Source organism: Streptococcus mitis SK575 (assembly GCF_000257865.1).
GTDB classification, from domain to species: Bacteria; Bacillota; Bacilli; order Lactobacillales; family Streptococcaceae; genus Streptococcus; species Streptococcus mitis_CQ.
Genome location: NZ_AICU01000079.1, coordinates 16,954 through 30,266, shown reverse-complemented (window position 1 = coordinate 30,266; position 13,313 = coordinate 16,954). Strand labels below are relative to the sequence as shown.

Here is a 13,313-nt window from a genome sequence, read left to right as displayed (position 1 = left end):
GCTTCCTAGTTTGCTCTTTGTTTTGCATTGAGTATAAAACAAATTTTTATAAGATTAACTAGATAAAGGTAGACCCGGAAGTATAAGAGAGCTCGCCAGTAACAATTTACTTTGTACACTATCCATAATAGCAAACATCTCAAGCTCCATTAATCTTCAAAACATCATAGATAAAATCTAGTCCAAAATTTAAGCAATTTATGCTGTAGGATTTATACATTGTTATAAATTTCTAGTCGTTTTTTGTTATGATAAGAAAAATGGCATAGAAAAACGAGTATCTCCATCTACGGAAATACTCGTTTTTTTGATAGTTAGAAGTGTTTTTTGCTCAGCTTCATTTCTTTTTATAAAATTTATCAAGCAAGCGACCAACTATCTCATCTTTTTTCTATTTCTGTCAATATGCGTGACAGGTAGTAATGATAGCCAAAAATAGCAAGAGCAAGCAAGAGGATAAGAACTCCTACTCCCAAGCTGATGGCAAGGATAGTAGAGAGAGACCGAACCAAGAATATGCTCACAAGGGCTGAAATCGACAAGATAACACAATAAATTAAGAGTAAAACAATTTTGACTATACCATTTGAACGATTCACTAGGTCCGTAATGTTACTCCAATTGGTTGACAAATTTTTCACATCCTTAAAATAATGGTGACAAGAAAGGATGACACTGGCAAGGGTCCAGACTACAAGAAGGTAAATCATCGAAAGGAGGGGCAAGCCTAGATATAGAGAAAGACCAAGTAAAGTCAGAATTGGTAAAAAGGACTGGACAGCAAATATAATCCAAAATTTCACTTTCACATAACGAGCAAAGTCAAAGGGTAAACTCTTCAGAAAATCAAAATTTTCCCTCTCTAAAGACAAGGCAATTGAAGGCAGGCTGGTGATATTGTTATTGACAACTGCTATAAAAAGAGCTATAAAAAACAAGGGTAACCAGTATGGAGGATGAATGTCTGGAACTATCTGAGAATCTCGGATTTTGGAAATCAGACCAATCATCATGAGATAAGGAAGGAAAGCACTTGTAAAAAGCACTGTAACCACGCCAGTTCCCTGTCCCAAGAGGGTGAGGTGGTAGCGTAAAACCATGCGGAAAAATCCCTTTTTAGTAGTTGAAATTCTCTCCTTGCTGCGACGTTCTTTCTTGACCTTCTCCTCACTGTTAAGCAGAATCACGTCATAAAAACGAGGAAAAACCTTCTTTTTGCTCAAGTAAAGCAAGAAGAGAGTTAGTCCTATCCAAGCGAACAGACCCAGGATGGCTTCTGTCGAAAAAGGCTCCACTGCTATTTTGTAAAAGAGATGAATAGGATAAAGGAGAAATGGAATGTCTCTAACTTTGTCAACAATACGTCCAGAAGTCGACTGTAGAAAGAAGACAAATATTAAAGGTATGAGAACTCCTATCCCAATCATCACATTCGAAAAAATAGACTTATACTTTCTGAAGACCCTAGTCTGAGCCAAGAAATGTACTGCCACTACCATCACTAAAGTAACAGAGACAAATAATAAGTCCAAGGACAGTAGCATCAAAGGAAAACCCAGCCAAAGAGAAGGAGCTAGCCTAATGTAGAGGGCTAGAAAATAAGCTAGGATTGGTACAATTCCAGCTAGAGCTGGCAAGAGGACAGACAGTCCTTTAGCAATTATAATCTCTGATTCTTTAAAAGCATAGGGCCTATAAGATGCCAAGTCCTTACTCTCATAAAAGACATTGTAAAATGCAGTGAAAGAAGTTGAAAAGGCAAGCACTAGGAAAATAGCAACCATGAAACTAAAATGAACAGGACTTTCCTCAAAAGGAAAACGAAAGGCTATATTACTAAAAAAGATAAGTAATAAAAGACTGGAAAAAATGTAAGAACTTAGGACTCTAGCGGAAACATTTACTTTTTTCCCAGGATTCTTAGCCTGCTTCTTTCGTAGGTTAGCCAGATTAGCTTCCTTAGATGAATAGAGGATATTGATATCAACTAATTTTTTAATGACCTTGAGACGCATCTGAAACCTCCTCTTTTCTACCAGCAAGGCTAAGGTAGATACTTTCCAAAGACTGGTCTGGGTGGTCTTTTCTCAAGTCCTCTACGCTACCACAATAGATCAAATGCCCCTTTTTCAAAATGGCAATCCGATCACAGACTTGCTCTGCCACCTCTAGGACATGGGTTGAAAACAAGACTGTCTTGCCTTTTTGCGCATGTTCCTTCATCATTTGCTTCAAATCAAAGGCAGCCTGGGGATCCAAACCAGTCAAGGGTTCGTCCAAGACCCAAATATCAGGATCAGACAAGAGTGCCCCAATGACAAAGACTTTCTGACGCATTCCGTGAGAAAGGGTTTCAATAACCTGATAGCGGTTTTCAGCAAAATCAAAAACACTCAATAGCCTAGCTAGACTAGCCTCCAAATCAGAGCTAGTCAGATCATAGGATGAAGCAATCAATTCCCAAAATTCATTGGCCGTTAAACGTAAAAATAAGTCAGGCGAGTCTGCTACGTAGCCAATCTTTCGTTTGATTTCTAAGCGATTTTCCGATAAATTCTGACCGTCTACCAAAATACGACCACTGCTGGGCGAAATGATACTGACTAAGGATTTTATAGTGGTCGATTTTCCAGCCCCATTATGGCCAATCAAGCCCATAATCTCCCCATTTTCAATCTGCAAATTGAGATTGCTCAAAGCCTCTTTATCACCATACAACTTACTAACATTTTGAAATTCAATCATGGGATGACTCCTATCTTTAACTATATTACATACTATTATACTAGCACTTTGATACAAAAAAATCAATACTTTATTTTAAGTAGTTAAAATAGTTTCCTTCTATTTTATGCAAACGTTGGCGCTAACCAATACTTTATGATAGAATAAAGAACAAGATTGACAAGTAAGAGGAAACATCATGCAAAATCAAACACTCATGCAATACTTTGAATGGTATCTGCCCCACGACGGCCAACACTGGACGCGCCTAGCTGAAGATGCTCCACACCTAGCTCATCTGGGGATTAGCCACGTCTGGATGCCACCAGCTTTTAAGGCAACCAATGAAAAAGATGTCGGCTATGGGGTCTATGACTTATTCGACCTAGGAGAGTTTAACCAAAAAGGTACTATCCGCACCAAGTATGGTTTCAAAGAAGACTATCTTCAAGCTATTCAAACCCTAAAAGCACAGGGAATCCAGCCTATGGCCGATGTGGTACTCAATCACAAGGCTGCAGCCGATCACATGGAAGCCTTTCAGGTTATTGAAGTGGATCCTGTAGACCGTACAGTTGAACTTGGGGAACCCTTCACCATCAATGGCTGGACTAGCTTTACCTTCGATGGTCGCCACGATACCTACAATGACTTCCACTGGCACTGGTACCACTTCACCGGTACAGACTATGATGCCAAACGCCGAAAGTCTGGGATTTATCTTATTCAAGGAGACAACAAGGGTTGGGCAAATGAGGAATTGGTCGATAATGAAAACGGTAACTATGACTACCTCATGTATGCCGACCTAGACTTTAAACATCCTGAAGTCATCCAAAATATCTATGACTGGGCTGACTGGTTCATGGAAACGACTGGTGTAGCTGGTTTCCGCTTGGATGCCGTTAAACACATTGACTCTTTCTTCATGAGCAATTTTATCCGTGATATGAAGGAAAAATATGGTCAAGATTTCTATGTGTTCGGTGAATTTTGGAATCCAGACAAGGAAGCCAATCTAGACTATCTTGAAAAAACGGAAGAACGCTTTGACCTTGTCGATGTTCGTCTCCACCTGAATCTCTTTGATGCTAGCCGAGCAGGTTCCAACTACGACCTTCGTGGTATTTTTACAGATAGCTTGGTTGAACTCAAGCCTGACAAGGCTGTGACTTTTGTCGACAACCACGATACACAACGAGGTCAGGCTCTTGAGTCTACCGTTGAAGAATGGTTCAAACCAGCAGCCTATGCCCTCATTCTGTTACGCCAAAATGGTCTTCCATGTGTCTTTTACGGCGACTACTATGGGATTTCAGGGCAATATGCTCAACAAGATTTCAAAGAAGTCCTTGACCGCCTCCTAACCATCCGAAAAGATTTGGCCTATGGAGAACAAACAGACTACTTTGACCACGCTAACTGTATCGGTTGGGTCCGTTCAGGTGCTGAAAATCAATCCCCAATCGCAGTCTTGATTTCAAATGACCAAGAAAACAGCAAATCAATGTTTGTCGGCCAAGAATGGGCTAACCAAACTTTTGTAGATTTACTTGGAAACCACCAAGGTCAAGTTACAATCGATGAGGAAGGTTATGGACAATTCCCTGTCTCAGCTGCTTCGGTAAGTGTCTGGGCATCCAATACAATCTAATAGTTCTTAATAATCAAGTCAGGTCCAAGCGGATTTGGCTTTTTTGCATTCACAAAAAGACCTACCCAAATGGATAGATCTTTATACTCAATGAAAATCAAAGAGCAAACTAGGAAGCTAGCCGCAGGTTGCTAAAAACACAGTTTTGAGGTTGTAGATAAGACTGACGAAGTCGGTTACCTATACCTACGGCAAGGCGAAGCTGACGTTGTTTGAAGAGATTTTCGAAGAGTATTACTTGATTACAATTTACCTGCTACTGCATCCAACAATTCTTGGATCTTAGCTTGGTTGCTTCCTCCTGCCATGGCCATGTCTGGTTTACCACCACCACGTCCATCGACGATTGGTGCCAATTCTTTGACAAGGTTTCCTGCATGAAGGTCTTTTGTCTTACTTGCTACAAGAACATTGACTTTGTCACCGATAGCAGCAACTAGGACAAGAAGATCAGAGTAGTCTTTTTGTTTCCAGTTATCCGCAAAAGTACGAAGGGCACCTGCATCAGATACAGACACTTGGCTAGCAATGTAACGGTGACCGTTGACTTCCTTAACGTCCTTGAAGATATCGCCTGCGGCTGCAGCTGCGGCTTTTTCTTTCAACTCAGCATTTTCTTTTTGAAGTTGACGAAGTTGTTCTTGAAGTCCTTCTACCTTGTGAGGTACTTCCTTGACTTGTGGTGCTTTCAAGGTTGCTGCGACAGCTTTAAGAGCATCTTCTTGTTCACGGTAGGCCTCAAAGGCTTCCTTACCAGTCACTGCCAAGATACGGCGAGTTCCTGATCCAATCCCTTCTTCTTTGACAATCTTGAAAAGACCAATTTCAGAAGTGTTGCCAACGTGGGTACCACCACAAAGCTCGATAGAGTAGTCACCGATAGTAACAACACGGACTTCCTTACCGTATTTCTCACCAAAGAGAGCCATAGCTCCCATTTCTTTAGCAGTATCAATATCCGTTTCAACTGTCTTCACTTCAAGAGCTTCCCAGATTTTCTCGTTGACTTGCTGCTCAATGGCACGCAATTCTTCTGCAGTTACTGCTTGGAAATGAGTAAAGTCAAAGCGAAGGAATTCAACTTCGTTAAGAGATCCTGCTTGTGTTGCGTGATTTCCAAGGATATTGTGAAGGGCAGCGTGAAGCAAGTGAGTCGCAGTGTGGTTTTTCATAACACGGTGACGACGATTTGTATCGATTGCCAGCGTATATTCTTGGTTCAAGGCAAGCGGTGCAAGAACTTCAACTGTGTGAAGAGCTTGTCCGTTTGGTGCTTTCTGAACATTTGTCACAGCAGCCACGACCTTACCTGACTCATCCAAGATTTGTCCGTGGTCAGCGACTTGTCCACCCATTTCAGCGTAGAATGGAGTTTCCGCAAAGATAAGTGAGGCAGTTCCTTCTGACACAGCTTCTACTTCTGCATTGTCAGCCACGATAGCCACCAATTTAGAAGACAATTGGCTAGCATTGTAGTTGAAGACACTTTCTACAGTGATGTTTTGAAGGGTTTCATTTTGCATACCCATTGAGCCACCCTTGACAGCTGACGCACGCGCGCGTTCTTGCTGTTCTTTCATGGCTGCTTCAAAACCTTCACGGTCTACAGTCATGCCGGCTTCTTCAGCGATTTCTTCAGTCAATTCAACTGGGAATCCATAAGTGTCATAAAGTTTGAATACATCTGAACCAGCAATGACAGATTGACCTTTTTCTTTCAAGTCTGCCACAATGCCTTGGGCAAAGTGTTGACCTGAGTGAAGGGTACGAGCAAATGATTCTTCTTCGCTCTTAACGATTTTTTCGATAAAGTCACGTTTTTCAAGCACTTCTGGGTAGTAGCTTTCCATGATCTTACCAACGGTTGGAACGAGTTTGTAAAGGAAAGGCTCGTTGATTCCCAATTTTTGACCATGCATAGAAGCACGACGGAGAAGACGACGAAGGACGTAACCACGACCTTCATTTCCTGGAAGGGCACCATCACCGATGGCAAATGAAAGGGAACGGATGTGGTCAGCGATGACCTTAAAGCTCATATTGTCGCCATCTTGATCATAAACCTTACCAGACAATTTCTCCACTTCACGAATGATTGGCATGAAGAGGTCTGTTTCAAAGTTTGTCTTAGCCCCTTGGATAACCGCCACCAAACGCTCCAAACCAGCGCCCGTATCAATGTTCTTGTGTGGCAGTTCCTTGTATTCGCTACGAGGAACAGCAGGGTCTGCGTTAAATTGTGACAAAACGATGTTCCAGATTTCAATGTAACGGTCGTTTTCTATATCTTCTGCAAGGAGACGAAGACCGATATTTTCTGGGTCAAAAGCTTCTCCACGGTCAAAGAAGATTTCTGTATCTGGTCCAGAAGGTCCTGCACCGATTTCCCAGAAGTTGTCCTCAATAGGAATCAAGTGACTTGGATCCACTCCCACTTCAATCCAGCGATTGTAAGAATCTTTATCGTCTGGATAGTAGGTCATGTAAAGTTTTTCAGCAGGGAAGTCAAACCATTCTGGGCTTGTCAAAAGCTCATAAGCCCAAGTGATTGCTTCGTCACGGAAGTAATCTCCGATAGAGAAGTTCCCCAACATTTCAAACATGGTATGGTGACGAGCAGTCTTCCCTACGTTTTCGATGTCGTTGGTACGGATGGCCTTTTGGGCATTGGTAATACGTGGATTTTCAGGAATGATGGTCCCGTCAAAGTATTTCTTAAGGGTTGCTACCCCAGAGTTGATCCACAAAAGTGTTGGGTCATTTACAGGAACCAAACTCACTGATGGTTCTACAGAGTGACCTTTGGTCGCCCAGAAATCAAGCCACATTTGGCGTACTTGGGCACTAGATAGTTGTTTCATATTGTCTCCTTATTTACTTGTTTAATGTGATTGGCTTTCCAGCATTTCCACATAGTCAATCGCGACACAGAGGGAAATGACTAGGTCTGCATAAGCGTCCTCAAGGACCGTTACATTATAGGTAGAGGTCAAATGGAAGAGTTCCTTCTTAATTTCCGCAATCAGCTGATCGCGATCATCTAGCAATTTGAAATTCAAATCCCAGATATTGCCCTCGATACGAAGACCCAGATTATCGAACTCATACTTATCTCGCCAGAAGGTCAACTTCTTGCGAATGACAAAACTCGAGCCATCCCGAAGCTGAATCTCAAAACGAGGAAGCAAGGTCAAGATTTCTTTACTGATCTGACTAACCTGTTCACCAGTCGCATCATAGATGGTAAAAGTTTTGGGAATCTTAAAAAATGATCCCTCCACCTGATAGGCGATTTCTCCCCTGTCGTCCTTGATAGCGAAGCGTTCGCCTCCAAGACGAAACTTTTGTTTGACAAGAAATGTTTTCATCAACACCTCCAAAAATCAAAAGACAAGCTCATATCACGAAGGGCGAAAAACCGCGGTACCACCTTCATTCAATGAACTTGTCATTCTCTTGTTCTTATGTAATTGTATGATTGAGTAGCATGACTTCCTAGCTTAGATGGCTCGCAGCACCGCCATTTCTCTGGACTAAGACAACTGAAAATCAATTCTCAACTTTCTTATTATAACGTTTTTTTAAGCTTGCGTCAACTGGAAATCATCTCCGTTGAATCAGAGCAATTTCCTGTATCTTTGATTACTCTTTCAGGAGAACAAAATTAGCCAATATAATTGTTGATATTAAACAAATCCAAAATAACATATCACTCTCTCGCTTTAATATTATCTAGACTGTCAATTGCATATCTACATTCTTTAAGATAAAGCAAACTACTAACAAAATCTAAATGTAAAATCATTCATTAATCAATTCCTCAATTTCCTTTATCCCTTCAAATTCTCCAGCACTTTCGAAAAGTTCTATAGCTTGTTTGAAATGTGTGTTGGATAATTCCGTATCTTCCAAGGCTGAATAGATTTCACCTAACCCTCTATAGCTACAAGCTTGAGAAATTACATCATCAGTCTCTAAAGATTGTTCCAATGACAGATTCATGAATGTAAGAGCCTCATCAAGATTGTTTAATTTAAATCTCACATAGCCCTGTTCGTAATTATTCACAGCTTTCTTTAGATTATCATTTGGAAAATGCTCTTCAACTATCTTCTCTTCATCTTCAATAAGTTTTAAAGCCTTATGAAAATCCCCCTGATCTCTATAGATCATAGCTAATTGATGTAAGCCAATGTGTTCATTTTCTTTATCTTCATTTTGTTGAGCCAATAAAATGTATTTCTCAAAGATATGGGTACATGAAGCATAGTCTTTTTCTGCCAATAATAAATACCCCATCAGATTTAATAGGCTAAAATCTGTACAGGTATCAATGGAAAAATCTTGTTCAACCAACTTTTTAGCTTCTGATGTTTTTCCCTCCAGAAACAAGTCCCAAGCTGTATCAATTTTAGAGTCCATCTATTTCCCCCTTCAACTACAAACAACCTTCATAAAATAGAATCACTCAACAAGAATATACTATTCTCTATCTATTGAGGCTTAATCTTATAAACCATTAATCTGCATTAAAATAATCATAAACCTCTTTAAAGAGAGTCGGCAATATTCCTTGCTCTTCTTTATCTAAATTATATCAGAAACTAGCTCATCCATATAGTCAAATACAGTGAAATGTTTTTTTATTCCATTCATAACAAGCGCAAATTTCAAATCATTAAGTTCAGTTTTATTAAACTCTTTTAACTTCTTCATATCAATTCTAGTGATTGGATGAGAAATACCATCTAGAGTACTATAAATCGTTTTTCCTAGTAAATAATCTGTCGTGGTATCAAATAATTTTGCTAATTTGATAACGGCGTCTAAATTAGGTTCTAAAGTTCCATTCTCCCAACGAAAATAAGTACCTTGTTATACACCAATCATCTCAGAAATTTGTACCTGAGTTAACTTCTTGATCTTTCTCAGTTCCTTAAGACGAGCTCCAAAAGAATCATTATTAAACATTGTATCCTCTTAAATATTCTAAACGGTATAAAACGGAATTATTCCATAAGGAATATTTATTTGAAGATTAAAGATTCTATTGAGAATATTATAGCATAAAAGGAGGTAAAAGCGTATGTAGCTAGTAGTCAATTTTAAAAATTTTAATGAAGCAATTTTAATGAAGGAGATAGAATTCAACAAATAAAAAAATCTTGAAATAAATGCGCCGTTATTTCACTTATCACTATTTTTATCCTCAATTTTCATATTACTAAACACAGCAACTATCATAGAAAAACATACAGTTACAAAAATTGCCTTTTACATAAAAAAACGAACCAGCTTGACTGATTCGTTCCGTGACTTCTAACTCCTACTTCCGATACATTTTAAACTGTAGGAAGAGGTCGCTATATTTACCTGTCCATTTATGGTCAAATTTCTCATAAACTTCTAGGTGTTTCATAGTTTCAGCATCTGGATAGAAGGCTTTATCTTCTTTTTTCTCCTCTGGGAGCAGTTCCTTAGCTGGTAGGTTTGGTGTTGAATAGCCGACATACTCCGCATTTTTAAGAGCATTTTCAGGTTTCAACATAAAGTTGATAAAGGCATAGGCTGCATCTTGGTTTTTGACTGTTTTGGGAATGACCATGTTGTCAAACCAAAGGTTGCTGGCCTCAGTCGGTACCACATAGCGTAGATTTTCATTTTTCTCCAGCATTTGGCTGGCTTCACCAGAGAAGGTCACGCCGATAGCAGCGTTGTTCTGAATCATGTATCCCTTCATCTCGTCCGCCACAATAGCCTTGATATTTGGAGTCAGTTTATAGAGCTTATCTACTGTCTCTTCCAACTGCTGTTGATTTTTAGAGTTAAGGCTGTAGCCGAGGGAATTGAGCCCCAGACCCAGCACCTCACGCGCCCCATCAAAAAGCATGATAGAGTTCTTATACTCTGGCTTCCAGAGATCATCCCAATGCTCAGGCGCTTCCTCTACCATGGTTTCATTGTAGACAATTCCCAAGGTTCCCCAGAAGTAAGGAATGGAGAATTTATTGCCTGGATCAAAGGACTGGTTGAGGAACTCTGGTCCGATATTTTCAAGACCTTCAAGTTTTGAATAGTCAAGCGGTACCAAGAGGTCTTCGTCCTTCATCTTGTTGATCATGTATTCACTAGGGATGGCAATATCGTAGGTCGTTCCACCCTGCTTGATCTTAGTATACATGGCTTCATTGGAGTCAAAAGTCTCGTACTGGACTTGGATGCCTGTTTCTTCTGTGAACTGAGTCAGGAGTTCAGGATCAATATAGTCCCCCCAGTTGTAGATAACCAGTTTTTGACTATCTCGGCTATTGATTTTACTATCTAAATGCGTCGCAATTCCCCATAAGACGAGGATAATGGCTACAATTCCTGCTAAAAATGAATAGAGTTTTTTCATGCTTGCTCCTCCTTCTCACGTGAGATAAAGTAATATCCAACAACTAGGATAATACTAAAGAGAAAGACAAGGGCAGACAGGGCATTGATTTCAAGCGAAATCCCTTTACGAGCACGAGAGTAAATTTCGACTGACAGGGTTGAAAAGCCATTTCCCGTTACGAAGAAGGTCACGGCAAAGTCATCTAGCGAATAGGTGAAGGCCATGAAATAACCTGCAATGATAGACGGAGTCAGGTAAGGAAGCATGATTTCCTTAAACATCTGAAATTGACTGGCACCAAGGTCATAGGCCGCATGAATCATGTCACCGTTCATTTCCTTGAGTCGAGGCAAGACCATCAAAACCACGATAGGAATGGAGAAGGCTACGTGACTAGAAAGAACTGTCAAAAAGCCAAGTGAAAACTTGAGTTGGGTAAAGAGAATCAAGAAGCTAGCACCAATCATAACATCAGGCGCAACCATGAGGATATTATTGAGTGATAGAAAGGCTTCTTGGTATTTCTTACGAGACTGGTAGATGTAAATGGCACCAAAAGTCCCGATAATGGTCGCAATCAAGGCTGACAGGAAGGCCAAGAAAAAGGTCTGAGTCACAATCAACATGAGGCGACCATCGCCAAACATGGTTTTAAAATGGCTCATGCTAAAGCCTGTAAAGCTATTCATGTCGTTGCCTGCATTAAAGGCATAGCCAATCAAGTAAAAAATCGGCAGGTAGAGGACAAGAAAGACCAGTCCTAGGTAAAGGTTGGCAAATTTTTTCATCGTTCTCTCCTTTCCTTGGTCACCCACATGGTGATGAACATGGTCAGGATGAGAATCACACCGATGGTAGAACCCATACCGTAGTTGTCATTTGTCAGGAAGTTCTGCTCAATGGCCGTCCCCAAGGTGATAACGCGGTTCCCACCAATCAAACGGGTCAGCATGAAGAGACTCAAGCTGGGGATAAAGACAGACTGGACCCCACTTCTCACTCCGTTCATAGACAGAGGGAAGATGACATGACGGAAGGTCTCCCACTTGGTCGCACCGAGGTCATAGCTGGCATTGATGAGATTGTTGTCCATATCATCCAAGACATTGAAAATCGGCAAGATCATAAAGGGAAGCTCGATATAGCTTGCGACAAAGATAAAGGAGAAATCGGTAAAGAGTAACTGTTGTGAACCAATTCCAATGAATTCCAAAAATTGGTTAATAGAGCCATTCTGACCAAAAATTCCGATAAAGGCGTAGGCCTTGAGGAGCAAATTGATCCAAGTTGGCAGGATAATCAGCATGAGCCAGAGTTGACGGTGCTTGAGACGGGTCAAAAAGAGGGCTGTTGGATAGCTGATAAGCAAGGTCACAAAGGTCACAATTCCTGCATAGAGTACAGAGTTGAAACTCATTTTTAGGTAGGTCAAGTTTTGTGACGCAAAGTAAGATTTATAATTTTCTAAACTAAACTGGCCTTCAATGTTGAAAAAGGATTGTCCGAAAATCAAGACCAAGGGTGCCAGGACAAAGAGGGCAATCCAGAGCATGTAGGGCACTACAAAGAGTTTAGAGCTTGTTTTCTTCATCTCTTTCCTCCTCGATTGCATTGATTAGACCTGCTTCTTGCTCTTCGATTTCCACGTACTCCTCGATACGAGCATCGAACTCTTCTTCGGTTTCGTTGAGACGCATGATGTGGATGTCTTCTGGTTCAAAGTCCAGACCGATTTCCTCACCAACAATGGCCTTACGAGTTGAGTGGATCATCCATTCATTTCCGAGTTCGTCATAGGCGATAATTTCATAGTGAACTCCACGGAAGAGCTGGGTATCCACCTTAACTTGGAGCTTGCCTTCTTCAGGAAGGGTAATACGCAAGTCCTCTGGACGAATAACAACCTCAACAGGTTCATTCGGCTTCATCCCCCCATCAACTGCTTCGAAGCGTTTGCCGTTAAACTCAACCAAGTAGTCCTCAATCATGGTTCCTGGCAAGATATTTGACTCACCGATAAAGGTCGCAACAAAGTGGTTAATCGGCTCATCGTAGATATCCACAGGTGTTCCAGACTGGACAATCTCGCCATCATTCATAACGAAAATCCAATCACTCATGGCAAGAGCTTCTTCCTGATCGTGAGTGACAAAGACAAAGGTAATGCCCAATCGTTGTTGTAGTTCACGCAGTTCATACTGCATGTCTGTTCTTAATTTCAAGTCCAGCGCTGACAAAGGCTCGTCCAACAAAACCACACGAGGTTGGTTGATGATGGCACGGGCAATTGCCACACGCTGACGTTGTCCTCCAGAGAGTTTACGGATGGAACGTTTTTCGTACCCTTCCAACTGAACCATCTTGAGTCTTTTTTCAATTGGCGGAAAGGCAACATTTTCAAACACATTCATATGTGGAAACAAGGCATAGGATTGGAAGACCGTATGGACGTCTCGCTTGTTGGTTAGTCGTTGCATCCAGTAAACCTGCAATGATGTTAAGGATGGTTGATTTCCCTGAACCAGATGCGCCTAAAATTAACAGATCAGGGCTCTG

General features: G+C 40.9%; 9 protein-coding genes and 2 pseudogenes. 1 reads left to right on the top strand and 10 read right to left on the bottom strand.

Annotated features, from left to right (window positions below):
* Nucleotides 1-380 precede the first annotated feature (380 nt).
* Entirely contained in the window at nt 381-2,015 is a 1,635-nt protein-coding gene (locus tag HMPREF1048_RS10210) for a hypothetical protein (protein ID WP_001237550.1), read from the bottom strand.
* Entirely contained in the window at nt 1,996-2,745 is a 750-nt protein-coding gene (locus HMPREF1048_RS10205; RefSeq protein ID WP_000569213.1) for an ABC transporter ATP-binding protein, read from the bottom strand. Before HMPREF1048_RS10205 ends, HMPREF1048_RS10210 begins: the two co-directional genes overlap by 20 nt.
* A gap of 178 nt (nt 2,746-2,923) precedes the next feature.
* On the opposite strand from HMPREF1048_RS10205, the gene HMPREF1048_RS10200 reads away from it, so the two are divergent.
* Nucleotides 2,924-4,378, top strand: a complete 1,455-nt coding sequence (locus HMPREF1048_RS10200; protein WP_001181044.1) for an alpha-amylase — start codon at nt 2,924-2,926, stop codon at nt 4,376-4,378.
* A gap of 242 nt (nt 4,379-4,620) precedes the next feature.
* On the opposite strand, the gene alaS is transcribed toward HMPREF1048_RS10200, so the two are convergent.
* The 8 genes and pseudogenes from alaS to HMPREF1048_RS10155 form a co-directional block, all read right to left on the bottom strand.
* Nucleotides 4,621-7,239, bottom strand: coding sequence for an alanine--tRNA ligase (gene alaS, locus HMPREF1048_RS10190; RefSeq protein ID WP_000811766.1), 2,619 nt, complete (start codon nt 7,237-7,239; stop codon nt 4,621-4,623).
* 21 nt (nt 7,240-7,260) lie between these two features.
* Complete coding sequence (locus HMPREF1048_RS10185) at nt 7,261-7,746, bottom strand: LURP-one-related/scramblase family protein (RefSeq protein ID WP_000847066.1); 486 nt, start codon at nt 7,744-7,746, stop codon at nt 7,261-7,263.
* Nucleotides 7,747-8,179: 433 nt separating this feature from the next.
* Nucleotides 8,180-8,800, bottom strand: coding sequence for a tetratricopeptide repeat protein (locus HMPREF1048_RS10180; RefSeq protein WP_000377468.1), 621 nt, complete (start codon nt 8,798-8,800; stop codon nt 8,180-8,182).
* 165 nt (nt 8,801-8,965) lie between these two features.
* Nucleotides 8,966-9,208: pseudogene (locus tag HMPREF1048_RS13730) on the bottom strand (XRE family transcriptional regulator); the annotation flags it as partial.
* A gap of 496 nt (nt 9,209-9,704) precedes the next feature.
* A complete protein-coding gene (locus HMPREF1048_RS10170) occupies nt 9,705-10,775 on the bottom strand; it encodes an ABC transporter substrate-binding protein (protein ID WP_000737965.1) in 1,071 nt (356 codons plus the stop codon).
* Nucleotides 10,772-11,545 (bottom strand): ABC transporter permease, encoded by a 774-nt coding sequence (locus HMPREF1048_RS10165; RefSeq protein ID WP_000712743.1) that lies wholly within the window; start codon nt 11,543-11,545, stop codon nt 10,772-10,774. The genes HMPREF1048_RS10170 and HMPREF1048_RS10165 overlap by 4 nt, the downstream gene beginning before the upstream one ends.
* Nucleotides 11,542-12,348 (bottom strand): ABC transporter permease, encoded by an 807-nt coding sequence (locus tag HMPREF1048_RS10160; protein WP_000753801.1) that lies wholly within the window; start codon nt 12,346-12,348, stop codon nt 11,542-11,544. The genes HMPREF1048_RS10165 and HMPREF1048_RS10160 overlap by 4 nt, the downstream gene beginning before the upstream one ends.
* Nucleotides 12,329-13,295, bottom strand: a pseudogene (locus tag HMPREF1048_RS10155) (ABC transporter ATP-binding protein); the annotation flags it as partial. The gene HMPREF1048_RS10160 and the pseudogene HMPREF1048_RS10155, both read right to left, overlap by 20 nt.
* Between the last annotated feature and the right edge of the window lie 18 nt (nt 13,296-13,313).

Excerpts from the sequence above, each read along its gene's own strand:
- HMPREF1048_RS10210 (WP_001237550.1), bottom strand. The coding sequence starts at position 2,015 with ATGCGTCTCAAGGTCATTAAAAAATTAGTTGATATCAATATCCTCTAT.
- HMPREF1048_RS10205 (WP_000569213.1), bottom strand. The coding sequence starts at position 2,745 with ATGATTGAATTTCAAAATGTTAGTAAGTTGTATGGTGATAAAGAGGCT.
- HMPREF1048_RS10200 (WP_001181044.1), top strand. The coding sequence starts at position 2,924 with ATGCAAAATCAAACACTCATGCAATACTTTGAATGGTATCTGCCCCAC.
- alaS (WP_000811766.1), bottom strand. The coding sequence starts at position 7,239 with ATGAAACAACTATCTAGTGCCCAAGTACGCCAAATGTGGCTTGATTTC.
- HMPREF1048_RS10185 (WP_000847066.1), bottom strand. The coding sequence starts at position 7,746 with ATGAAAACATTTCTTGTCAAACAAAAGTTTCGTCTTGGAGGCGAACGC.
- HMPREF1048_RS10180 (WP_000377468.1), bottom strand. The coding sequence starts at position 8,800 with ATGGACTCTAAAATTGATACAGCTTGGGACTTGTTTCTGGAGGGAAAA.
- HMPREF1048_RS10170 (WP_000737965.1), bottom strand. The coding sequence starts at position 10,775 with ATGAAAAAACTCTATTCATTTTTAGCAGGAATTGTAGCCATTATCCTC.
- HMPREF1048_RS10165 (WP_000712743.1), bottom strand. The coding sequence starts at position 11,545 with ATGAAAAAATTTGCCAACCTTTACCTAGGACTGGTCTTTCTTGTCCTC.
- HMPREF1048_RS10160 (WP_000753801.1), bottom strand. The coding sequence starts at position 12,348 with ATGAAGAAAACAAGCTCTAAACTCTTTGTAGTGCCCTACATGCTCTGG.